The organism is Streptomyces sp. NPDC093089 (genome assembly GCF_044754405.1).
In the GTDB taxonomy this organism is placed as follows: domain Bacteria; phylum Actinomycetota; class Actinomycetes; order Streptomycetales; family Streptomycetaceae; genus Streptomyces.
The window spans coordinates 1-20894 of record NZ_JBIVPA010000009.1 but is presented as its reverse complement, the minus strand read 5'-3'; the positions used below and the strand labels follow the sequence as shown (position 1 = coordinate 20894).

15 protein-coding genes and 3 pseudogenes are annotated in these 20894 nt (G+C 74.3%); 9 read left to right on the top strand and 9 right to left on the bottom strand.

All coding sequences use genetic code 11. The annotated features are described in order from the left end of the window. Positions 1-160 precede the first annotated feature (160 nt). Entirely contained in the window at positions 161-1990 is a 1830-nt protein-coding gene (locus ACIQFX_RS21595) for an ABC transporter ATP-binding protein (RefSeq protein ID WP_402465686.1), read from the bottom strand. A gap of 146 nt (positions 1991-2136) precedes the next feature. Then, positions 2137-3894: an ABC transporter ATP-binding protein gene (locus ACIQFX_RS21590; protein ID WP_402465683.1), complete on the bottom strand. Its 1758-nt coding sequence runs from the start codon at positions 3892-3894 to the stop codon at positions 2137-2139. 262 nt (positions 3895-4156) lie between these two features. Between ACIQFX_RS21590 and ACIQFX_RS21585 the strand changes: the two genes are divergently transcribed. The 4 genes from ACIQFX_RS21585 to ACIQFX_RS21570 are packed head-to-tail and all read left to right on the top strand — an operon-like array spanning position 4157 to position 8775. Beyond that, complete coding sequence (locus ACIQFX_RS21585; protein WP_402465680.1) at positions 4157-5215, top strand: FecCD family ABC transporter permease; 1059 nt, start codon at positions 4157-4159, stop codon at positions 5213-5215. Further along, entirely contained in the window at positions 5212-6324 is a 1113-nt protein-coding gene (locus ACIQFX_RS21580) for a FecCD family ABC transporter permease (RefSeq protein ID WP_402465678.1), read from the top strand. Before ACIQFX_RS21585 ends, ACIQFX_RS21580 begins: the two co-directional genes overlap by 4 nt. Next, positions 6321-7172, top strand: a complete 852-nt coding sequence (locus tag ACIQFX_RS21575; protein WP_402465675.1) for an ABC transporter ATP-binding protein — start codon at positions 6321-6323, stop codon at positions 7170-7172. Before ACIQFX_RS21580 ends, ACIQFX_RS21575 begins: the two co-directional genes overlap by 4 nt. 25 nt (positions 7173-7197) lie before the next feature. Continuing rightward, positions 7198-8775 carry an amidohydrolase gene (locus tag ACIQFX_RS21570; protein WP_402465673.1) on the top strand — a complete coding sequence of 526 codons (1578 nt, stop codon included), beginning with the start codon at positions 7198-7200 and terminating at the stop codon, positions 8773-8775. Between the two features lie 93 nt (positions 8776-8868). On the opposite strand, the gene ACIQFX_RS21565 is transcribed toward ACIQFX_RS21570, so the two are convergent. Together ACIQFX_RS21565 and ACIQFX_RS21560 are read right to left on the bottom strand one after the other, a co-directional pair. Beyond that, entirely contained in the window at positions 8869-9795 is a 927-nt protein-coding gene (locus tag ACIQFX_RS21565) for an adenosine kinase (protein ID WP_402465670.1), read from the bottom strand. 195 nt (positions 9796-9990) lie between these two features. Continuing rightward, a pseudogene (locus ACIQFX_RS21560) lies at positions 9991-10641 on the bottom strand (GlxA family transcriptional regulator); the annotation flags it as partial. 112 nt (positions 10642-10753) lie between these two features. On the opposite strand from ACIQFX_RS21560, the pseudogene ACIQFX_RS21555 reads away from it, so the two are divergent. Further along, positions 10754-11753, top strand: a pseudogene (locus tag ACIQFX_RS21555) (NADP-dependent oxidoreductase). Between the two features lie 37 nt (positions 11754-11790). Here ACIQFX_RS21555 and ACIQFX_RS21550 read toward each other — a convergent pair. After that, positions 11791-12474, bottom strand: a complete 684-nt coding sequence (locus tag ACIQFX_RS21550; protein ID WP_402466515.1) for a beta-glucanase — start codon at positions 12472-12474, stop codon at positions 11791-11793. Between the two features lie 279 nt (positions 12475-12753). Between ACIQFX_RS21550 and ACIQFX_RS21545 the strand changes: the two are divergent. From ACIQFX_RS21545 to ACIQFX_RS21530, 4 genes and pseudogenes are all read left to right on the top strand, one after another. Further along, positions 12754-12984: pseudogene (locus ACIQFX_RS21545) on the top strand (FAD-dependent oxidoreductase); the annotation flags it as partial. Positions 12985-13054: 70 nt separating this feature from the next. Next, the gene (locus ACIQFX_RS21540; RefSeq protein ID WP_402465668.1) at positions 13055-14389 is read left to right on the top strand and encodes an FAD-dependent monooxygenase; all 1335 of its coding nucleotides are present in this window, start codon (positions 13055-13057) and stop codon (positions 14387-14389) included. A gap of 33 nt (positions 14390-14422) precedes the next feature. Then, positions 14423-15130, top strand: a complete 708-nt coding sequence (locus ACIQFX_RS21535) for a TetR/AcrR family transcriptional regulator (RefSeq protein ID WP_402465666.1) — start codon at positions 14423-14425, stop codon at positions 15128-15130. A 55-nt stretch (positions 15131-15185) separates the two neighbouring features. Beyond that, a complete protein-coding gene (locus ACIQFX_RS21530; RefSeq protein WP_402465663.1) occupies positions 15186-15863 on the top strand; it encodes a hypothetical protein in 678 nt (225 codons plus the stop codon). Positions 15864-15937: 74 nt separating this feature from the next. Here the strand turns inward: ACIQFX_RS21530 and ACIQFX_RS21525 are convergent, their stop codons facing one another. From ACIQFX_RS21525 to ACIQFX_RS21510, 4 genes are all read right to left on the bottom strand, one after another. Continuing rightward, a complete protein-coding gene (locus ACIQFX_RS21525) occupies positions 15938-17512 on the bottom strand; it encodes a polysaccharide lyase family 1 protein (protein ID WP_402465661.1) in 1575 nt (524 codons plus the stop codon). Positions 17513-17704: 192 nt separating this feature from the next. Further along, positions 17705-19144: a DEAD/DEAH box helicase gene (locus ACIQFX_RS21520; RefSeq protein ID WP_402465658.1), complete on the bottom strand. Its 1440-nt coding sequence runs from the start codon at positions 19142-19144 to the stop codon at positions 17705-17707. Between the two features lie 215 nt (positions 19145-19359). Continuing rightward, positions 19360-19563 carry a cold-shock protein gene (locus tag ACIQFX_RS21515; protein WP_057577999.1) on the bottom strand — a complete coding sequence of 68 codons (204 nt, stop codon included), beginning with the start codon at positions 19561-19563 and terminating at the stop codon, positions 19360-19362. Positions 19564-19789: 226 nt separating this feature from the next. Continuing rightward, positions 19790-20575: a DUF817 domain-containing protein gene (locus ACIQFX_RS21510; protein ID WP_402465654.1), complete on the bottom strand. Its 786-nt coding sequence runs from the start codon at positions 20573-20575 to the stop codon at positions 19790-19792. Positions 20576-20894 lie beyond the last annotated feature (319 nt).

Genomic DNA, 20894 nt, shown 5'->3' with positions numbered 1-20894 from the left:
TCAGGCCGGGTGTCCTCCGGACAGGACACCCGCTGGGTCCTGTCGGGGGAAGGCCCGGCCCGTTCGCGGGGCGAGGCGTGATCGGCGGGACATCCGTGAGGTCCTGCTCGGAAGTCACGCCTGGCCCTGCGGGGGGACGGTGCCGCCCTCCGGGTGGGGTTCAGCGGGCCGGTGGGACCGGCGCGCCCGGTTGTGCGGCCGGCCGCGGAACGCTCTCCGCGGGTGCCCGGCGGCTGTCGGACCAGGCGGCCCACAGACCGGCGTACCGGCCGCCCGCCGCCACCAACTCCGCGTGGGTGCCGGTCTCGACGACCCGGCCCCGGTCCAGGACGACGACGCGGTCGGCGCCCGCCGCCTGGGGGAGGCGGTGGGCGACGACCAGCGCCGTACGGCCCTCCAGGGCGCGCGCGGCCGCCTCCTCCAGGACCCGGGCGCCGGCGCTGCCCGCGTCCGCGGTCGCCTCGTCGAGGATGGCGACGGGCGGGTCGGCGAGGACGAGGCGGGCCAGCGCGAGGTGCTGCGCCTGCGTCACGGTCAGCCGGTGACCGCCCTCGCCGACGACGGTGGCGAGGCCTTCGGGCAGTGCCTCCGCCCACTCCAGGGCGCCCACCCGGTCGAGGGCCGCGCGCAGCGCCCCCTCGTCGGCGTCGGGCCTGGCGAGGCGCAGGTCCTCGGCGAGGGGGCCGGCGAACACGTGGACCTCCTGGCTGATGAGGCCGACCGCGCGGCGGACCCCGGCCGGGCCCAGCTTCGCGACGTCGACGCCGCCGAGCGTGATCGAACCGGCCGTCGGCTCGTGCACCCCGGCGATCACCTTGGCGAGGGTGGTCTTGCCCGCCCCGCTGGCGCCGACCAGCGCCACCCGCTCCCCGGCGCGCACCAGCAGGTCGACCTCGTGCAGGACCGGCTCCCCGGTGCCGTACGCGTGGCTGACCCGGGTCACCCCGACCGAGCCGTCGGCGGGGGCGTCGGCCCCGTGCGGCGCGCGCTCGGCGGGCAGGGCGGACACGCCGACCAGCCGGGCGAAGCTCGCGCCCGCGGACTGCGCGTCGTCGAGGAGGAACAGCGTCGCGTTGACCGGGTTGAAGAGGCTGTGGAAGTAGAGGGCGGCCGCCGTGGCCGTACCGATGCTGACCGAGCCGTGGTCGACCAGGACGAAGCCGGTGGCGAGCATCGCGGCGAGACCGATGAACTCCGCCAGGTTCAGGCGCGAGAAGAACCCGGTGACGATGTGGATGCCCCGCAGTCCGAGGTCGCGCGCGGCCTCCGAACGGCGCTCCAGGAGCTCGGTGTGGGGCGTGCCGAGCCGGAACGCGCGGACGGTCCGCGCCCCGCCGACGCTGTCGAGCAGCTGGTGCTGCAACGCGCCGGTGGCGACGCGGTGCGCCCCGTACACGGGAGCGGAGCGGCGCAGGTACCAGCGGACGGAGACCACCTGGACCGGCGCCGCGAGCAGCGCCGCGAGGAGGAACCGCCAGTCGAGGACGGCGAGTCCGGCGAAGGTGAGCACGATGGTGAGCGCGGAGCGGCTGAACTCGGGCAGTGCCTGGCGCACCGACTTCGCGATCACGGTCACGTCGCTCGTCACCCGTGAGACGAGGTCGCCCGAGCCGGCCGCCTCGACGCGCTCCAGCGGGAGCCGCAGCGCCCGCTCCACGAACTGCTCGCGCAGGGCGGCGAGTACGGTCTCGCCGAGCCGTGCGACGAGCGTCCCGCCGAGGGCGGCGGCCGCGCCGCGGACCACCGCGACGGCGATGAGCAGCACGAGCGGCATCGTGAGGGCCGCCGCTCCCCGCCGCTCCACCACCAGGTCGACGATGTGCCCGAGGAGCGGCGCGGTGAGCAGGCCGATGCCCGTCCCGGCGACCAGGACGGCGAACGCGGCCGCGGCGAGGAGCCGGTGGCCGTGCAGCATCGTCCGCAGGGCCGCCAGCGACTCGGCGCCCGTGGCGGTCGGCAGCAGCGCGCGGTCCTGAGGGCTGTCGCTCATGGTCTTCCCCGTCCCCGTCCCCGTGTCTGTCGCCGTCCCCGTGTCCGTCTTCGTCTCCGTCCTCGTCTCCTTCTCCATCCCCGTGTCCGTCTCCCTGTTCGTCCCCGTGTCCGTCGTCCGTCGGCCCTCGTCCGTGTCCGCGGGCGTCATGCGAGCACCGTGGCCCGGTAGGCCGCGTCGGCGGCGAGGAGTTCGCTGTGGGGGCCGTCGGCGCGTACGCCCCCGTCGTCGAGGACCACGACCCGGTCGGTCACGGCCAGGAGGGCGGGGCTGGTGGTGACGAGGACCGTGGTGCGGTTCCGGCGCATCGCGCGCAGCCGGCTCGCGATCCGCGATTCGGTGACGGTGTCGACGGCGGTGGTCGGATCGTGCAGGACGAGGACGGGCCGGTCGGCGGCGAGGGCCCGGGCGAGGGCCACGCGTTGCCGCTGGCCGCCGGAGAGGGAGCGGCCGCGTTCGGCGAGGACGGTGGCCGCGCCGTCGGGGAGCAGCCGGGCCACGTCGTCGGCGGCCGAAGCCGTCAGAGCGCGGTCCACGGCGGTCGTGTCCACGGCGGTCGTGTCGACGGCGGTCGTGGCTGCGGCGGTCGCGTCGACGCCCGTCGTGGCGCCGTCCGTTCCTGCCCGGACGTTCTCCAGGAGCGTGCTCTCGAACAGGTCCGCGTCGTGGTGGGCGACCAGGACGGCCCGGCGCAGCGCGTCGGGGTCGAGTCCGGTCAGTGCCACGCCGTCGAGTTCGACGGTGCCCGCGGCGGGGTCCCGTTCCCGGGCCAGGCAGAGCAGCAGGTCGGCGGCGACGGCGGGATCGGCGGTGACGACCCCGGTCAGGCTGCCGGCGGGCAGGTCGAGGTCCACGCCCCGCAGCGCGCCGAACGTCACCCCGCGCAGGGCCAGGTGACCCGCGGCCGGGCCGGCGGGCGCGGCCCGGCCGCCCTCGACGGCGACGGGTGAGGCGAGGACCTCGGCGATCCGCCGGGCCGACGCCCGTCCCTGGGCGAGTTCGGCGTTGACGTAGGTGAGGAGCTGGAAGGGGCCGAGGAGGAACTGGGCCAGGCCCACGGCCGCCACCAGGTCGCCGACGCTGATCCGGCCGTCCATGGCGAGGTAGGCGCCGACGAGGCCGATCACGGCGATGAACACACCGGTGAGCGCGAGGACCGCGCCTTCGTGGCCGGCCCGGCTGCGGGCCGCGCGCAGGGCGGCCGCCAGCGAGTCCCGGCTCGTGGTGCGGTAGCGGGCGACGGCGGCGGACTCCGCGCCCATGCCCTTGAGGACGCGCAGGCCGGTGACGAGGTCGGCGGCGACGCCCGAGGCCTGGGCGGCGCGCTCCTGTTCGGTCTCGCTGCGCCGTTCGAGGGGCCGGCTGATGAGGTGGCCGAGCCAGAGCAGCGGCGGGATGCCGAGCAGCACGAGGAGGCCGAGCGGTACGGAGATCCTCAGCAGCGCGACGGCGCTGATCACGAGGGCGGCGACGGCCGACACGCCGTACGAGAGGACGGTCGCGACCGAGCCCACCCGCCGGGCGTCGTCGGTGGCGATGCTGGTGAGGGCGCCGGGCAGCCGGTTCGCGTCGGCGCCGCCCCGCGGGTCGAGCACGCGGGCGGCCAGTTCCATCCGGAGCCGGTGCGCGGCGAGTTCGCCGGTGCCCTCGGTGATCCGGGCGCTCGTCCGGTAGCAGGTGGAGAGGACCAGGAAGAGGAACGCGAGGACGAGCAGCCAGCGCAGCAGCGTGGCGGAGGAGCCGGTCGCCACCGCCGAGTCGATGACGACGCCGACGACCACCGGGACCAGTGCCTCGCAGCCCTGGTGGGTCATGCCGAGCAGGGACGCGGCGATGACGCGGCCGCGTTGCCCTCTGATCGCACGTCGGAGGACAACTCCTCCTGTGGGTGCGCCCGTTGGCATCTTCATCCTCCACGGAGACGTAGCGGCAAGTTAGGTAAGCCTACTCTCGCTTGGGGGCCTGGAGGTGGGGTCGGGGAGTGGTTCGAGGGGGCTTTCGGGCACCCCCGGTGGGACTCGGGTGGGTGCGTTGACCGACCGATCGAGTTCGGTTAGCCTCACCTAAGTATCGACCCGTCAGCTCGTGTGGGGCGGATCGCACTCCGCACCGCAACTGCCTTCAGGGGAGCTGTCGTTGTCCGTCCAATCCCGTGCACCCCGGGTGGTGTCAGGACCGCACGACGACGGCCGGCCCGGGCGGCCCGTGCCTCCCCGCGGGGGCCGCACCGGGCCGGCGCTGCGGGGCCTCGGTCTCGCCGCGGCCGCCGGGGCGCTGCTCCTCGTCGGGCTCCTCAGCGTGTGGGTCGGCACCAGGGGCATCCCCTTCACCGCCACCTGGCACGTCCTGTGGAACCCCGACGGGTCGGAGACGTCGGTGATCATCCACGACTACCGCGTTCCCCGGACGGTCCTCGGAGCCCTGGTCGGCACCGCGCTCGGTCTCTCCGGCGCCCTGATGCAGGCCCTGACGCGCAATCCGCTCGCCGACCCCGGCATGCTCGGTGTCAACCTGGGCGCCTCGGCCGGAGTCGTGGTGGCCATCGCCTTCTTCGGGATCGCGGCCCCCCTCGGCTACGTCTGGTTCGCCCTCGCCGGCGCGGCCGGGGCCTCCCTCGGCGTGTACCTGCTCGGCTCCTCCGGCCGGAAGCTCGCCTCTCCCGAGCGGCTCGTCGTCGCGGGCGCCGCCGTCACGGCGGTGCTCTACGCCTTCAACTGGGCCGTCCTGCTGCTGAATCCGCGGGCCTTCGACCAGTTCCGCTTCTGGACCGTGGGCTCCCTCGCGGGCCGCTCCCACGACATCGTGCTCATGGCCCTGCCGTTCGTCGGCACCGGCCTGATCCTCGCCCTCGCCCTCGCCCCCTCGCTCAACGCCCTGGCCATGGGCGACCAGATGGGGCGCGCCCTCGGCGTGAACGTCGGCAGGACCCGCGCCCTGGGCGCCGCGGCCGTGATGCTGCTGTGCGGCGCCGCCACCGCGGCCGCCGGACCCATCGGGTTCGTCGGCCTCGCCGTGCCGCACGTCGCCCGCTTCGTCGTCGGCCCCGACCAGCGTTGGGTGTTCGCCTACTCCATGCTCCTCGCACCCGTCCTCCTCCTCGGCGCCGACGTGCTCGGCCGGGTGCTCGGCGCGCCCGGCGAGGTGCAGGTCGGCATCGTCACCGCCTTCCTCGGAGCCCCCCTGTTCATCGCCCTGTGCCGTCGCCGGAAGCTGGTCATGCTGTGACCGCCGTACCGGGGACGAAGCGCCCCGCGCCCGAAGCGCCGCCCGGACCCCGCCCCGCCCGGCCCCGCGTCGTCACCGGCCGCCCCGTCCGCACCCGCTCGGGAAGCCTCTCCCTCCTCGTGCGCGGCCGTCCCGTCGCCGTCACCGCCGCGCTCCTCGCCGCGCTCGTCGCCGTCATGGGCGTCACCCTGACCACCGGCGACTTCGACCTGTCCGCGGCCGAGGTCGCCCGGGCGCTCACCGGCGACGGCACCGGCATCGCCGACTTCGTCGTCAACACCCTGCGCATGCCGCGGCTCGTGACCGCGCTGTGCGTCGGCGCCGCCCTCGCCGTGAGCGGCGCCATCCTGCAGAGCGTCACGGGCAACCCGCTCGGCAGTCCCGACATCATCGGCTTCACCAACGGCTCGGCCGTCGGCGCGCTCGTCGTCATCGTCGTCCTGCACGGCAGCATGACCCAGATCGCCGTCGGCGCCCTGATCGGCGGCCTCGCCACCGCCCTCGCCGTCCACCTCCTCATGCTCGGCAGGGGCGTCCAGGGCTTCCGCCTGGTCGTCGTCGGCATCGGCGTCAGCGCCCTGCTCCTCGCCGTCAACTCGTACCTGATCACCCGGGCCACCTTCCAGGAGGCCCTGGAGGCGCAGGCCTGGCTGATCGGCAGCCTCGGCAACCGCCTGTGGACGCACGCCCAGGCCATCGGCCTCGCCGTCGCCGTCCTGCTGCCCCTCGCGCTCCTCCTCTCCCGCCGCCTCGCCATGGTCGAGATGGGTGACGCCACCGCCACGGCCCTCGGCGTCGACGTCCCGCGCACCCGCACGGTCCTGCTCGTCGTCAGCGTCGCGCTGGCCGCGTTCGCCACCGCCGTCACCGGACCCATCTGGTTCGTCGCCCTCGCCGCGCCCCAGGTGGCCCGCAGGCTCACCCGCTCCTCCGGGCCCGCCCTGCTGCCGTCCGCGCTGACGGGCGCGCTCATGCTCGCCGTCAGCGACCTCGCCGTACAGCGCCTGTTCGCCCCCGCGCTCCTCCCGGTGGGCACCGCGACCGGCTGCGTCGGCGGGCTCTACCTCGTCTGTCTCCTCGTCGCCGAGTCGCGAAAGAGCCGCGCATGACCGCACCCACCTCCCCGACGCCCCGCCTGCGCGCCGAGAACCTGACCCTCTCCTACGACCGGCGGACGGTGGCGAGCGGCCTCGGCGTCGACATCCCCGACCACTCGTTCACGGTGATCGTCGGACCCAACGCCTGCGGCAAGTCCACCCTGCTCACCGCCCTCGCCCGGATGCTCAAGCCCCGCGCCGGACAGGTCTACCTCGACGGCGCCGCCATCGCCTCCTACCGCTCCCGCGAGGTCGCCCGCCGGCTCGGCCTGCTCCCGCAGTCCTCGACCGCGCCCGGCGGCATCACCGTCGGCGACCTCGTGGCGCGCGGCCGGTACCCGCACCAGGGCCTCCTGCGGCAGTGGTCCGCCGACGACGAGACGGCCGTCGTCGAGGCGATGCGCCGCACCGGCGTCCTCGAACTCGCCGACCGCCCCGTCGACGACCTGTCGGGCGGCCAGCGCCAGCGCGTCTGGCTGTCGATGGTCCTGGCCCAGCAGACCCCGATCCTGCTCCTCGACGAACCGACCACCTACCTCGACATCGCGCACCAGGTCGAGGTCCTCGACCTGTGCGCCCGGCTGCACGCCCGGGAGGGCCACACCGTCGTCGCGGTCCTGCACGACCTCAACCAGGCCTGCCGCTACGCCACCCACCTGATCGTGATGCGCCCCGGCGGCGTCATCGCCGCCGAGGGCGACCCGTCGGCCGTGCTGACCGCCGACCTGGTCGAGGACGTGTTCGGACTGCCCTGCCGGATCATCGACGACCCGGAGACGGGAACACCCCTGATGGTGCCGGCGGCGCCCCGGCGGTACGCGCCCGAACCCGCCGAGCCCGCGACGGCCCCGACCACCTGACGACGACGAACCGGACGGACCGACCATGCTCTGCACGCGGCTGACGAACGCGCACATCCTCACCATGGACCCCGACCACCCCGTCGCCCACGACCTCGGCATCTGGCGGGGCCGGATCGTCGGCCTCGACGCGGCCGTCACCTCGCTGCCAGCCCGCGAGGTCGTCGACCTCCAGGGCGCCACCGTGCTGCCCGGGTTCATCGACGGCCACGTGCACCTCGCGTGGGCCGGACTCAAGGCCGGCACCCCCACCATCGCCCCGTGCACCCGCGTCGAGGACGTGCTCGCCGCCGTCGGTGAAGCCACCGCGACCGGCACCCCGCCCGGCGGCTGGGTGGACATCGCCGGATACGACCAGCGGGCCCTCGGGCGCCACCTCACCGCCGCCGAGCTGGACCGGGTCAGCCACGGCCGCAAGGTCTTCGTCATGCACGACTCGGGCCACGCCTGCGTCGTCAACAGTGCCGTGCTCGACCTGCTGCCGCCGGGCGTCCCGCACCAGGACGGCTTCCTGGCCGAGAGCGCGATGACCGCCGTACGCCGTCTCCGCCTGCCCTACTCCCAGGAGGAACTGGCCGACGCGATCGAGCGCGCCGGGCGCGTCTGCCTCGCCGAGGGCATCACCGCCTGCGCCGAGGCGGGCATCGGCGGCGGCCTCCTCGGGCACAGCCCCGTGGAGGCCGGCGCGTACCAACTCCTCAGGGACCGGGGCCGGTTGCCCCTGCGGGTCCAGCTCATGGCCGCCGGCGACACCCTGCGGCCCGTCGGCGCCCACGCGGAGGACGGCATCCCGCGCGCCCTGGACCTCGGCCTGCGCACCGGCTTCGGCGACGACTGGCTGTCCCTGGGCGCCCTCAAGATCTACACGGACGGCGGCATGATGGCCCGCACCGCCGCGCTCACCGCCCCGTACGAGGGCACCACCCACACCGGGCAGCTCCAGGACGACCCCGAGGTGCTGACGCGACTCGTCGTGGACGGCCACCTCGCCGGCTGGCAGCTCGCCGTCCACGCCATCGGCGACCGCGCCGCCGACCTCGCCCTCGACGCCCTGGAACGCGCCCAGGCGCTGAAGGCCCGCCCCGGCGCCCGGCACCGCATCGAGCACGCCGGACTGATCCGCCCCGACCAGCTCCCGCGCTTCGCCCGGCTCGGCGTCAGCGCCGTCGTCCAGCCCAACTTCCTCCGCTCCTTCGGTGACGACTACGCGGACGTCATGGGCGGGACGCGGGCGCCGTGGATGTACCGGGGCCGGGGCTTCCTCGACCACGGCGTCACCCTCGTCGGCAGCTCCGACCGGCCGGTGACCGACGGTTCGCCGCTGCGGGCGATCCAGTTCATGGTCGAGCGCACCTCCCTCTCCGGCCGGCGGATCGGCCCCGACGAGGCCGTCACCGTCGACGAGGCCCTCCGCGCCTACACCGTCGCCGGCGCGTACGCCTGCCACTGGGACGACAGCGCGGGCAGCCTCACCCCCGGCAAGCGCGCCGACCTCGTGGTGCTCGGGGACGACCCGCACCGGGTCGCCCCCTCCCGCATCGGCGACATCGAGGTGGTCGCGACCTTCGTGGACGGCCGCCGCGCGGAGACCGGGAAGCGGTGACCGCGGGCGCGGCGCCGAGCGTACGTACGCCCCGGGCGTACGTACGCCCCGGGCGTACGTACGCTCGGCGCCGCGCCGCAGCGGGCTCTGCCGTCAACGCCCGCTTTCCGCGCGGCCGTTCAGCGCGTCGGCCTCGCGGAGCAGTGCGGCGCGGTCGATGGCGTCGCTGCCGGTGGCCGGCACGGTGCAGGCGAAGGCGCCGGCGATGGAGCCGTAGAGCGCGCACCGGGCGAGGGGCTCGCCGGTGAGGCGGCCGAAGAGGAATCCGGCGGCGAAGGCGTCGCCCGCGCCGTTGGAGTCGACGACCGGCTCGCGGGGCTCCACGGTCGGCACGTGGACGAGCCCGTCCGCGCTGAGCAGGTACGCGCCTTCGGCTCCCGCCGTGGCGATGACGACCTCGGCCCGGCCCCGCTCCAGGATCCGGTGCATGGTCTTCTCCCGGTCCGCGAGCGCGGTGGTGGAGACGAACACGATGTCGGCGCCGTAGGCGAGCGGCTCGTGGTAGGGGTTCTCGCCGTCCCAGTTGTGCAGGTCGGTGGAGATCGTGAGTCCCGCCTCGCGCAGCTGCGGCAGGGCGAAGGAGCACGGAGGGGTGATGGAGACGTGCGCGTGCCGGCTGGTCGCGGCCAGCGATCCGACGAGTTCCTCGGGCAGCCGGTCCGACTCCCGCGAGCGGCTGTCGTCGTAGAGCGAGAGCCGCCGGCCGTCGGGTCCCACGAGGTTGACGGCCCGCTTGGTGCCGCCGGGCAGCGGCACCTCGGTGAACGGGATGCCCCGGTCGCGGTGGAAGGCCCGCACGAGGTCGCCCGGCGGGTCGTCGCCGATCATGTCGAGGTGGTGCGTCCGCAGCCCCAGCGCGCTGAGGCCGAGCGCCACGAAGTCGCCGGTCTGCCCGGCGCGCGTCTCGATGCCGGGCCGGATCATGTAGCTGTCGGCGTACGGGAGCGGGAGCTCGGGCACGTGGACGATCGTGTCGACGCCCGATCCTCCGAGGACGAGGACGTCGTACTCGCTGCTCATGGCTGTTCCTCTCGTACGAGGGAGGAGGAGGCCGGCCCCGCGCGAGCGCGCCCCGGCGCCGGCGGCCACCTCTGACAGCTGGTGAGTCAAGCAGCCGCCGACACCCTTCGGCAAGATCTTGCTGAATATTTCAGAAAGGAACTGCGGTGTGTCGTCGAGGGGTTCGCCCGCGCCTCCGGCCCGCCGGTCGCCCGGTCAGACGCCCGACGCCTCCGGTTCCGGCGTCACGCCGCCGCGGAAGGTGCGGCGGTAGGCGAGCGGGGAGACGCCGATGGCGGCGTGCAGGTGCCGGCGCAGCGACGTGCCGGTGCCGAACCCGACCTGGCCGGCGATGTCGTCGACGGGCAGGTCGGTGGATTCCAGGAGGTGCCGTGCCCGCGCCACCCGCTGCTGGATCAGCCGGCGCCCCGGGCTCATGCCGACCTCCTCGTCGAAGCGCCGCGCGAAGGTGCGCAGGCTCATCCGCGCGTGCGCGGCGAGTTCGGTGAGGGTGAGCGGCCCGTGCAGGTTCTCCAGGGCCCACTGCCGGGTCCCGGAGGTGTCGTTCGCCGTGGCCTCGGGCACGGGCTGTTCGATGTACTGCGCCTGTCCGCCGTCGCGCCACGGCGGCACGACGCACATTCGCGCCACCCGGTTGGCGACGGCGGCGCCGTGGTCCTTGCGGACGAGGTGGAGGCACACGTCCACGCCGGAGGCCGCGCCCGCCGAGGTCAGCACGGGCCCGTCGTCGACGAAGAGGACGTCCGGGTCGAGGGCGATCTCCGGGTACCAGGAGCGGAAGACCTCCGCGAGAGCCCAGTGCGTCGTGGCGGGACGGCCGTCGAGCAGGCCCGCGCCGGCGAGGACGACGACACGATGGCGCCGACTCATGGCCGAATCCCTTCGGAGGATGGCATTCATGCCACGGTGCGCGGCGGGGCCGGCGGCGAGGCTGGTCACCATGACGAATCACCGCACCATGCGCGCCATCAGCCAGGACGTCCACGGAGCCCCCGAGGTGCTCGAGGAGACCGTGCTGCCGCGGCCCGAGCCGGGCCTGAACCGGATCCTCGTCGCCGTCCGCGCGGCCGGCGTCAACCCGACCGACTGGAAGCACCGCTCCGACGGCCTCTTCCTCGCCGACCGCCTCCCCCTCGTCCTCGGCTGGGACGTCTCCGGCGTCGTCGAGGCCGTCGGCTACGGCGTCACCGTGTTCAAGCCCGGCGACGAGGTCTTCGGGATGCTGCCCTACCCGTACGGCGTCGGCTCCCACGCCGAGTGCGTGACCGGCCCCGCCCGCGCCTTCGCCCGCAAGCCGGCCGGGCATCGACCACGTCCAGGCCGGAGCCCTCCCGCTCGCCGCCCTGACCGCCTACCAGGCCGTCGTCGACACCGCCCGGGTCGCCCCCGGGCAGCGCGTCCTGATCCACGCCGCCGCCGGCGGGCTCGGCCACCTCGCCGTCCAGCTCGCCAAGGAGCGCGGCGCGTACGTCATCGGCACCGCGAGCGCCGCCAAGCGCGACTTCGTCCGCTCCCTCGGCGCGGACGAGGTCATCGACTACCGCACCACCGACTTCGCCGAGGTCGTCCGGGACGTCGACATGGTCCTCGACCCCCTGTCGGGCGACACCCGCGCCCGCTCCCTCGACGTCCTGCGCCCCGGCGGCGTCCTCGTCTCGCTCCTCCCCGGCACCGACCCGGACGAGCCGGCGAAGGCCGCCGCGCGGGGGGTCCGCGTCGAGACCCTCCTCGTCGAGGCCGACCACGCGGGCATGAACGCCGTCGCCGCCCTCGCGGAGTCCGGCGCCCTGCGCGCCCACGTCGAGGCGGCCTTCCCGCTCGCCGAGGCCGCCAAGGCCCACGCCCTCGGCGAGACGGACCGCACGACCGGAAAGATCGTCCTCGTCGTGGCGGGAGAGGGCCGCGGCTGGCCCGTGCCGACGGAATTGCCGGGCCCGGCGGGTGAGGGCCGCGGCTGACCCGGGCCGGCGGGACCGCACCGCCGCCCCGGGGCCGTCACGTCGTCCGCCGGAGCGCACGCCCGGAGCGTGCCGGGAGGGAACGCGGTCGGTACACGCGCAGCTCCGTCACCTCGTACGACATCTCCCGCACCTCCGGGTCGGGCGCCGGGTGGTAACGGCCCGCGCAGACCGAGAGGTTCACGATCAGGTGCGCCCGCCAGGCGCGCCCCACCCCGCGGCGGTCGTCGAAGACCCGCACGCCGTTGATCCACCAGACGACCGAGCGGGCGCCGAGCTCCACCTTGAAGTCGACCCACGCCCCCGGTCGGACGGCGGGGTCCCGGAAGTAGTGGTAGCGCCCCCTGACCCGGTTCGAGAGTTCGAGGAGGTCCGGGTTGTCGGGGTGGTACTCGAAGACGTCGATCTCCTGGCCGCCGTCGAGCCAGGTCCAGATCGCCGGCCAGGCCCCCGTCTCCACCGGCAGCCGCACCCGTGCCTCCAGGACGTCGCCGGCGCGGACCGTGAAGCCCTCCCGACTGCCCTCCGTCGTGAGCAGCCCCGCGTTCCAGTCGCCGTCCGGACGGCGGGTCGCCCGGAAGACGCCCGTGCGGCTGTACGCGGGATCCTCCACCAGGTGGTCGAGCTTGTTGTCGCCGTGGTTGGTCGGCCCGCCGTCGGGATAGGCCCACGAACGGCCGGCGACCCACTGGTCGGTGGAGGAGAAGTCCGCGTCGAGCACGAGCTCCCCCGGGGGAGGGGCGGGTGCCGTCCTGCCGGGCCCGGAACCACCGCCGCCGCCGCGTCGCAGGATCCGGTCGAAGAAGTCGGTCAGCACGGGCCCACGCTCCTTTCACGCGGGCTCTGCCGGCCCGCGGGCGATCCGTCCCACTTTCCACCGTGTGTGCGGTGGATGTCCGTGATTGGCGAGAAGTCGCCACGGGTGCCCTCGACTTTTTTACGGATACGCTGTATCCGTTAATGGGCTGGGCCCCGCTCCGGGGCCGACGAGGGGAGCGGCATGAACGAGAAGACCACCACGCACGCCGACACGGGCACAGGCATGGACGCCGACACAGGCACGAGCACAGGTGTCGACACCGACACGGACACCGACGTGATCGTCGTCGGCGCCGGACCCGTCGGACTCGCCCTCACCCTCGACCTGGCCCGCCGCGGCGTCGCGGTCCGGCTCCTGGAGCGCGACGCCGCGCGGTTCGAAGGCTCGCGCGCCAAGGGCCTCCAGCCGCGCACCCTCGAAGTCCTCGACGACCTCGGCCTGGCCGGCGCCGCCCTCGCGGCGGGGAGCGCGTACCCCCCCGATGGGACTCCACGTCGGCCCCCTCACCAAGGCCTGGCAGATGCACGCCACCGCCCCGGAAGACGCGGGCACCCCGTACCCGGACGTCCTCCTGCTCCCGCAGTACGCCACCGCCGACCTGCTCCGCGAGGCCGTCGAACGGCTCGGCGTGCACGTCGAGTTCGGCGCGCGGGCCGTCGGGATCACCCAGGACGACGACTCCTGCGCGGTACGCCTCGCCGACGGCCGGTCGGTCACCGCCCGGTACGTCGTCGGTGCCGACGGCGGCGCCAGCGCCGTGCGGAAGGCGGCGGGCATCGCGTTCGAGGGCACCACCGACGAGGCCGACCGGATGATCCTCGTCGACGCCGCCGTCGACGGCCTCGGCCGCGACCACTGGCACGTCTGGCCCCGCGCCCGGGGACGCGGCGTCGCCGCCTGCCCACTGCCCGGCGGCGACCGCTTCCAGATCATGATCAGGACCCGGCCGGGCGAGGCCGCCGACGCCCGGGACCTCACCGACGGCTCCCTCGCCGCCCTCTTCCGCCGCCGGGTCGGCCGCTCCCTCACCCTGCGCGACATCAGCTGGTCCTCGGTCTTCCGGCCCAACATCCGCCTCGCCGCGCGCTACCGCGAGCGCCGCCTCCTGCTGTGCGGCGACGCCGCCCACGTCCACACCCCCGCCGGCGCGCAGGGCCTCAACACCGGCGTCCAGGACGCCCACAACCTCGGGTGGAAGCTCCAGCAGGTGCTCGCCGGCGCCGCCGACGCGCTCCTCGACAGCTACGAGGGCGAACGCCGCCCCGTCGCCGCCCAGGTCCTCGGCCGCTCCACCGAACTGTACGAAGGCCTCCGCAGCCCCCGCCCGGGCCGACTCACCCGGGGCCAGGAGGAACACCAGCTCGGCATCTCCTACTTCGGCGGCCCGCTCGCCCCCACCGACGCACCTCGCACCGCGACCCTCCGCCCCGGCGACCGCGCCCCCGACGCCCCCCTGCCCCACCCCACGCCCACCGCGCGCACCCTCTTCGACCTCTACCGCGGCCCGCACTTCACCGCCCTCGCCTTCGGCGCCCGCGCCGCCACCGCCCTGGACCGCCTCCCGTGGCCGACCGCCGGCGCCCCGCTGCGCAGGCACGCCCTCCTCGCCCGCACCACCGCCCGCACACCGGACGAAGCGGCCCTGTTCACCCCGTACGGCATCACCGGGGACACCGTCGTCATCGTCCGCCCGGACGGCCACCTCGGCGCCGTCGTCCCCGTGGACGGCACCGGCGACGTGCGGCTCCCCACCGCCTTCGGGCCGCGCGCCACCGGCGGGTACGGTGTCCAGCGCACCACCGAGGGCCGTCGCTAGGGCGCGTCCGCACCGCGAGAGAGAGCCCCACCCATGGCCGCCACCCCGCCGCCCGGCAGCCCCGCGTGGTGGGCCGCGCGCCCCGCGCCCGCTCCCGCGCCGGAGCGCCGGCGCGGCCGGCCCGCGCTCGACACCGCGCACATCGTCGGCGTCGCCCTGCGCCTCGTCGACGAGCACGGCACCCAGGCGTTCTCGCTGCGCCTGCTCGCCGAGGCCCTCGGCTCCGGTACGGCCACCCTCTACCGGCACTTCGAGGGCAAGGACGAGATCCTCGCGTACGTCGTCGACCGCGTCCTCGGCGAGACCGTCCTCGACGACCTCGCCGACCGCACCGACTGGCGGGAGGCCCTCACGGTCACCGCCCGGCGCTTCCACGACACCCTGCGCCGCCACCCCCACGTCCTGCCGCCGCTCATGGCGCAGGTACCCGTCGGCCCCCACGGACTCGCCCAGCGCGAGCGGGTCCTGGCCGCCCTCCTCGCCCACGGCCTCCCGGCGGACCTCGCCGCCCGGGCCTTCACCGCCGTCACGCACTACGTCATCGGCTTCACCGCCCAGCAGTACGGCCCCGCCGCCCCCGACGACGGCCCCCGGCTCGCCGCCTTCTACCGCGAGCTCGACCCGGACGCGTACCCCGCGCTCCACCAGGCGGCCCGGACCCTCACCTCGGTCCCGGTGGAGGAGGAGTTCGCGTTCGGGCTCGGCCTCCTCGTCCACGGACTCGCCCACCTCCACGCCTGAGCGATCACGGGAACGGCCGGCGCAACGGTCGCCGTCCGTCCTCGTTGATCACGCCATGAACCATGTCACCGCCCGGGGGCGCCTCCGCCTCCTGAGCACCACCGTGGCCGCCCTGATGCTGTCGGTCGCGGGCGCGCAGAGCACGTACGCGCACGCCGACGCGCGGGACTGCCCGGCGGCGGAGATCTTCGCCACCGACAACACCGCGATCGTCACGGACCCCGAGGACCCCCGGCTCGACACCCGCCTGACGCGCTTCGGGCGCGAGGTACGCGCGATCATCCGGGCCCACGGAGCCCGGCCCGGCTCCTCGGAGCTCCTGGACGGGGTCTTCTGGTCCGGCGAGCTGCGGCAGGCCACGTACGAGCGCTCGCGCGAGTTCGACGTGAACGGGGCGGGTCGCGACGGACTGCGCCACATCGCCGGGGTCATCGCCAAGCGCTACGAGCAGGAGGCCGTGCTCACCTTCCGCTGCCTGCCCCGGACCTCGCCCGAGACCGACGCCGTGGAGATCGAGGTCCCCGGCGTCACCGCGAGCGCCCTGCGCGAGGCGCTCGTCGCCGACCCGGAGGCCCGTGAACGGCTCGGCGGCGGATCGGTCACCCTCGACGGCCGGCTGATCCTCGTCGCCCCGGTCGCGGACCTGCCGCTCGCCCGTGCCTTCACGGACGAGCTCGGCGCGGACTGGGATCAGGCCGAAGTGCGCTACGGGGACCGGGAGTTCGTCGGCTGATCCGTCCGGTGGCACACGGCGGCCCGCCGGGCCCGGGGAGTCCCGGACCCGGCGGGCCGTGGCGCGCGGGACTGTCAGGCGTAGGTCTCGAACTCGGCCACCTGGGGCGTGCCGGTCGAACCGGTGATCTCGAAGGTGATCTTGCTCAGCGCGGTACGGCCGAAGGCGATGACCCCGGCACCGCTGCCGGAGGTCAGGACGGTGCCCGTGTCGGCGTTGAGGACGCGCCAGGAACCGATGCGGCCGGCCGCGCCCGCGGTCTCCTTGATGACGATCGTGGAAACGGAGGTGGGGGAGCCCCACTTGATCGAGACGGAGCCGGTGGTGCCGACCGGTGACCAGTAGGTGCTCAGGCTGCCGTCCCGCACGTTCCCGTAACTCGTCCCGTCGGCCTTGCCGGAGCCGTCGGACCCGGCGCCGATGCTGAGGTTGGTCCCGCCGGGCGGCGTCGTGGTGGGCGGAGCGGTCGGGGTCGGGGTCGTCGGAGTGGGAGTCGTGGGTGTCGGGGTCGGGGTGGGGGTGGGGGTGGGGGTCGGGGTCTGCGGCGAACAGGTGCCGTCCGACACGAGCAGGCCCTTGCCGGCGCCCGCGGTCCGGCCGACGACGTCCGGTACGCAGCTCGCCGGGTCCGCGGTGAAGGCGTAGGGGAGGGAGACGGTGGTGTTGGACTGCGGGTCGGGGCCGGCCGGGTTGTTCTCGGTGCCGCGGCCGGACCAGGTGACGTTGTCGTAGATGTTGCCGCTGACCTGCCAGTACCCGGCGGCGTCGGTGTAGAAGGTGCCGAGGACGTCCTTGGAGTCCTCGAAGTAGTTGGAGTCGACCCTGGCGCGGGCGCCCGCCCGCGAGTTGATGCCGGATTCGTTCAGGCGCAGGTAGTGGTTGTTGTACATGTGGGCCGTGCCGCCGCGCAGCAGGGGAGCCCGGGAGTCGATGTTCTCGTACAGGTTGTGGTGGTAGGTGATGAAGCTGTTCGACAGGTCGGTCTCACTGGAGCCGACGAGGCCACCGCGGCCGGAGTTACGCAGAATGCTGTAGGACAGGGTCACGTACTGGGTGTTGTCCTTCATGTCGAAGAGGCCGTCGAAGCCCTCGGACTCGCCGCCCGAGGCCTCCAGGGTGGTGTGGTCGACCCAGACGTTGCGGACGGTGCTCTCCATGCCGATGGCGTCCCCGCCGTTGGAGACGGGCGAGCCCGACTTCTTGACGTTCCGCACGGTCACGTTCCGGATGACGATGTTGCTCGCGTCGCGCAGGTGGATGCCCAGCTGGTCGAAGACGGCGCCGCTGCCGACCCCGACGAGGGTGACGTTGCTGATCTGCTTGAGTTCGATCACGCCGGCGGCGGTGTTGCAGCTGTCGCCCGACACCTTGGCGGTGTTCGCGTGGTTGATCGTTCCTTCCACCTCGATGGTGATCGGCGTGCTGCTGGTGGCCCGGGCGCACAGGGCCGCGTGGATCGCGGTCCCCGTGGTGGCCCGCACGGTCTGGCCTCCCGCGCCGCCCGTGGTGCCGCCGTTCTGGGTCGCGTACCCGGTGACGCCGCCGGTCGCCGCCGACGCCTCGGGCATCGCCAGCACCACCCCGGTCACGGCCGCCAGGGCCATCGCCACCAGCGCCGCGTGGAGTCGCGGTACGACTGGTCGTCTCATCCTCGCCTTCCTTTTCGTCAGTGTTCAGCTGAGGGGAGAAAGCGCTTTCTGCCCGCGACGATAAGGTGCCCTCCGATGGCTGGCAAGGCTCTGCGTTGTGGCGGAATCGTGTCGAAGATCGACGGGCCGCGTCCGGCAACCACCCATCCGCGCAAGGGTGTTCGGGGCCGGCGGCGTCCCGCCGGGAGTAGGTCAGCCGCCGCGGCGGATCCGCGCGGCCTGGCGGGCCTCGGCGGTCTTGCGGGCCTCGGCGGCGCGGCGCGACTCGTTCTTGGCGCGGCCGGGCCGGCCCGGGACGGTGCCCATGCCGCGGAAGGCCGAGCCCCCGCGCTTGGCGCCCTCCTGCGTCGGCGCGGCGCCGTCGACGGGCACGCCGGACGGCTTCCGGGCCCCGGTGATCCGGCTCAACTCGGCCTCGCCCGAGCGGACCTGGGTGACCTGCGGGCGGATGCCCGCGTCCGCCATGAGGCGGGCCACGTCCTTGCGCTGCTCGGGCGTGACCAGGGTGACGACGAGACCGGACTCGCCGGCGCGCGCGGTCCGACCGCCGCGGTGGAGGTAGTCCTTGTGGTCCGCGGGCGGGTCGACGTTGACGACCAGGTCGAGCTCGTCGACGTGGATGCCGCGCGCCGCCACGTTCGTGGCGACCAGGACCGGGACCTCGCCGCTCTTGAAGCGCGCCAGCGTGCGGGTCCGCAGCGGCTGCGACTTGTCGCCGTGCAGCGCCGCCGCCCGGACGCCGCTGCCGAGCAGGTGGCGGGTGAAGCGGTCGACGGAGGCCTTGGTGTGCAGGAACATGATCACGCGCCCGTCGCGGGCCGCGATCTCCGTGGCGGTGGCGAACTTGTCGGCACCGTGCACCTGCAGCACGTGGTGCTCCATGGTGGAGACGGTGGCGGCCGACGGGTCGACGGAGTGGACGACCGGGTCCCGGAGGTAGCGCTCGACGACGAGGTCGACGTTGCGGTCGAGGGTGGCCGAGAACAGCATCCGCTGGCCGTCGGCGTTCACCCGGTCGAGGACCTCGGTGACCTGCGGCATGAACCCCAGGTCGGCCATCTGGTCGGCCTCGTCGAGGACCGTGACGGTCACCCGCTCCAGACGGCAGTCCTTGCGCTCCACCAGGTCCATCAGCCGGCCGGGCGTCGCCACGACGACCTCGGCGCCGTCGCGCAGCGCGGTGGCCTGCCGGCCGATCGACATGCCGCCCACCACGGTGGCCATGCGCAGCTTCAGGGCGCGGGCGTACGGGTCGAGGGCGTCCGTGACCTGCTGGGCCAGCTCGCGGGTGGGCACCAGGACCAGGGCGAGCGGCTTGCGGGCCTCGGCCCGGCGCCCCGCGGTGCGCGCCAGCAGCGGCAGGCCGAAGGCCAGGGTCTTGCCGGAGCCGGTCCGGCCGCGGCCGAGGACGTCGCGGCCCGCGAGGGCGTCGGGCAGGGTCGCGGCCTGGATCGGGAACGGCGTCGTGACGCCCTCGCCGGCCAGCACGTCGAGGACCGCGGCCGGCAGGTCGAGGTCGGTGAAGGCGTCGACGGCGGGGAGCGCCGGGGTGGCGGTGGACGGTGACGCGAATTCGTCCTTCGGCGTGGAGCCGCGGCGCGTCCTGTCCGTACGGGGGGTGGTGGTGTTCATGGGGGGCCTTCCTCGAAACGGTGCGCTTCGAGGGAATTCGCGACGGGCCGCGGCCCATGAATTACCAGAACGTACCGAACGCCAATTGCGTACGGATCCGGCCACGCCGACGGGAGGGAAAGCGGCGTCCGGTCCGTGAAAGAGTCAGGAAAAAACAACGAGCCGAGGCCCTCACCTCGAAGGTGAGGGCCCCGGCTGCGTCGGACGTGTCAACGTCAGGCGGGGAGGATGTTCTCCGCCTGCGGGCCCTTCTGGCCCTGCGTGACGTCGAAGGTCACCTTCTGGCCTTCCTGGAGCTCACGGAAGCCGGAGGTGGCGATGTTGGAGTAGTGGGCGAAGACGTCCGGGCCGCCACCCTCCTGCTCGATGAAGCCGAAGCCCTTTTCGCTGTTGAACCACTTCACGGTGCCAGAGGCCATGTCAAATCTCCTTCGGGGCGTAACCCGGGGATCCGCACCGTGCGGAACCCGGCGTCGCCGTGATGATTGCCCCGTCGGAAAACTGCACCGAAAACACATAAAGTGCCTGACGATGTCTCCATCGTCGAAGGCACTCATAAGTTCTTTGGGAACCACAACTGCAACTGCACTCGACTGTAGCACGTCGTCCGCCCGAGTGCACGAACACCCGGGCGGCGCGGAATTGCTATTCGCGCGCCGGGGCCGACGCGAAGAGATTTCCCGCCCGGTGCGCCGTCAGGACGAAGGTGACCGTGACGAGGAGCGCCCAGGCGCCGAACTTGGCGAGGGACACCGGCTGCCAGCCGTCCAGTTGGTCGGGATAGCTCCACGCGCCGACATAGGTCGCCGCGTTCTCGGCGACCCACAGGAAGAAGCCGATCAGGACGAACGAGAGGGCCAGTGGCATCCGGTGGTCGCGCGGACCCACCCGGAACCGCACCCAGGTGCCCGCGGTCACCGCGAGCAGCAGGGCGGCGAGGATCCAGCGGACGTCGGGCAGCCAGTGGTGGCTGAGGAAGTTCACGTACACGGCGCAGGCGAGGAGTGCCGTCAGCCGCGGCCGGTAGCCGGTGAGGCGCAGGTCGAACAGGCGCCAGGCCCGGCAGACGTAGCTGCCCAGGGCCGCGTAGAGGAACCCGCCGTAGAGGGGGACGCCGCCGAACTTGGTCAGCGCGTCCTCGGGGTAGCTCCACGAGCCCATCCGCACCTTGAACAGTTCGAAGAGCAGGCCGACGACGTGGCAGCCGGCGATCACCACGAGGTCCCGGCCGGTGTCCCAGCGGAGCTTCCACGCCACGACGGTGAGCCCGATCCCGTACAGCAGGAGCAGGTCGTAGCGGGCGACGGGCAGGTCGGGCAGCAGCGTGGAGGCGGCGATGCCGCCGACGAGCGCGACGGCGAAGGCGCAGCAGCGCGCTTCGAGGACCGCGAAGCGCAGGAGCTGCCGCATCCCGTGCGTGAGCGTCTTCATGGCGGGAGGGACGCCGGAGCGGCCCCGGTCGGTTCGCGCCGCCGTCTCCGGGACCGCCCCGGAGACGGGGGGGGGGGGGGGGGGCCCCGCGGGGGGGGGGGGGCCGGGGGGGCGGGGGGGGGGGGGGGGGGGGGGGGCGGGGCCCGCGGGGGGGGGGGGGGGGGGGGGGGGGGGGGGGGCGGCGCGGGGGGGGGGGGGGGGGGGGGGGGCCGGGGGGCCGGGGGAGGAACGGGAGATCGGCCGGATGCGGCCGGCCCCGGGCGTCCCCGGGACCGACCGCCCTTTCTGGGTGACCGGGCTGCTGTCCCCTGCTGTCCGG